The organism is Methanoregula sp. (assembly GCF_002835825.1).
Taxonomy (GTDB): domain Archaea; phylum Halobacteriota; class Methanomicrobia; order Methanomicrobiales; family Methanospirillaceae; genus Methanoregula.
The window spans coordinates 1-1,747 of the sequence record NZ_PIZH01000431.1 but is presented as its reverse complement, the minus strand read 5'-3'; the positions used below and the strand labels follow the sequence as shown (position 1 = coordinate 1,747).

Sequence of the window (1,747 nt, the reverse complement as noted above, 5' to 3'; positions counted from 1 at the left end):
GTCCCGATGAGACGGTCGATATGTTGTTCCATGGGGGGTGTGACTGCATCGAGCCAGTGCGGGACACCGATCAGGTACTCCATGGATTTTGATGGAGTGACATCCTCGATACGGAACGGGATGATGATCCGTCCCTTGTTCACGGCATGGGTCAGCTCCCTCGTTACATGGGGAGATTTGTTAGCTGATGAGGAAAAGATGACAACAAGTACCTTTCCCTCTTCAATACCCTCGATGATGGCTTCGGGAAAGTTCTTACCGGGATTGATGTCCCGCGGGGCGATCCAACACCGGATATTCCGCGATTCCAACCGTGCACAGACGGCATCGGCAATGAGTTTGTCCTCCTGCGCATAACTGATAAAAACGTCGTGATGGCCGGAACTTTTCTGGAGTGGATCGTCCGTCATGTGCCTGCCAGGATCGCGTAGAGATCCTGCCGTCCCCCTATGGATTTTTATCTGGGCTATAAGCTGATTAGTGTTGCCGTTACACGCGTACAATCTTCAGGTAGACCTTTGCAAGGATTGCCGGCAGCGCCCTGACAGCGTTCCGGTCCTTCATCCTCTGCGTGTCTGACAGATCAGCCCACGGGAGGATGCAGTCATGGATCTTCTGCATGTCGTCCCGATTCCCCACGTAAACCCAGCCTTTCTTCACCCGCTCGTCCACCCACCGCTCGTGTTCCATCTCGGCGAGGAGTTCTACTTCATTACCCGAGAAGACAAAGAGCGGCTCTTTATCTCCTGAAGAGAGCGCGATGGTACAGTGGATCCGGTGGAGCATCTTCCAGATATTCTCGGCCTGGCGGACATTGGAATCCTTCAGCCGGTTGGGCAGCTCGTTCCAGGGAACCATGGAGGTGTTCGTTTCCATGGTCTGGCTTGCGTTTTTCTCGTTTTCCAGGTAATGTTCATGGATTGCTCGTGCCACCAGCTCCCGCGTGCCGGCTGCTCCAATATCATAATATTTCCTGATGATGGTCCGGACCTTCTCCGACTCAATCCACCCCTTATCGATTCTTGTTATGATATCGTCAATCTCAGTTGCAAGGGTGTGGATCTTACCCGCAGTCTTCCGGTCTTCAAGCAGATCCGAGAGGCCGATGATGGCAGTGAGCGGATTGCGAAGGTGATCTCCCAGGATGGCGAACTGTTCGATATTCTTCTCGATCTGTGCATAAGCATCCCTTTTGAACTGCTCCATCTCAACAAGATCGGTAATATCAAGACCATAGACAAGGGCACCCCCGATATTTCCGTCCTTATCATAACGGGGAACCATGGTGAACCGGATGACATGTTTCACCCTGTCTTTACCCAGCAGCGTTTTGGTTACCATGGAATGGTAAAGACCGGGTGCGGAAAAATCACGGATCTCTGAGAGCAGTTCATCAGCAAAAGCAGGGAAGAACAGCCGGAGGGAACGGCGGTATCCCGGGACGTCATCATATCCCATGAACTCGTTGAAGGTGCGGTTGGACCAGACAACTGTCCCATCAGGTTCCAGAACGAGCACCCACTCTGTCAGCCCGTCAAGGGCAGAGAACAGGGTTTCCTGCAGATTGGTTGGTGGACCCACCCGGCATCACCGCAATTGCTTGATCTTACTATCCATTAGCCCATAACACTTGTCAAGTGCAGGCCGAACCGTACATACCTTACAGTCATTGGTGTAATTTAAGAAAATGAGATGGACTCGACGGGATTTGAAATCCGAGAGGTTCCTAGAACCTCGAGGAGGAGAA

Annotated in this window: 2 protein-coding genes; both read right to left on the bottom strand. The window is 52.3% G+C overall.

Features of this window, described 5'->3' with window-relative positions:
• A partial coding sequence (locus CW742_RS11915; protein ID WP_292420661.1) for a toll/interleukin-1 receptor domain-containing protein occupies positions 1-410 on the bottom strand: 410 nt, incomplete at its 3' end.
• A gap of 79 nt (positions 411-489) precedes the next feature.
• Complete coding sequence (locus CW742_RS11910; protein ID WP_292420659.1) at positions 490-1,581, bottom strand: RyR domain-containing protein; 1,092 nt, start codon at positions 1,579-1,581, stop codon at positions 490-492.
• Positions 1,582-1,747 lie beyond the last annotated feature (166 nt).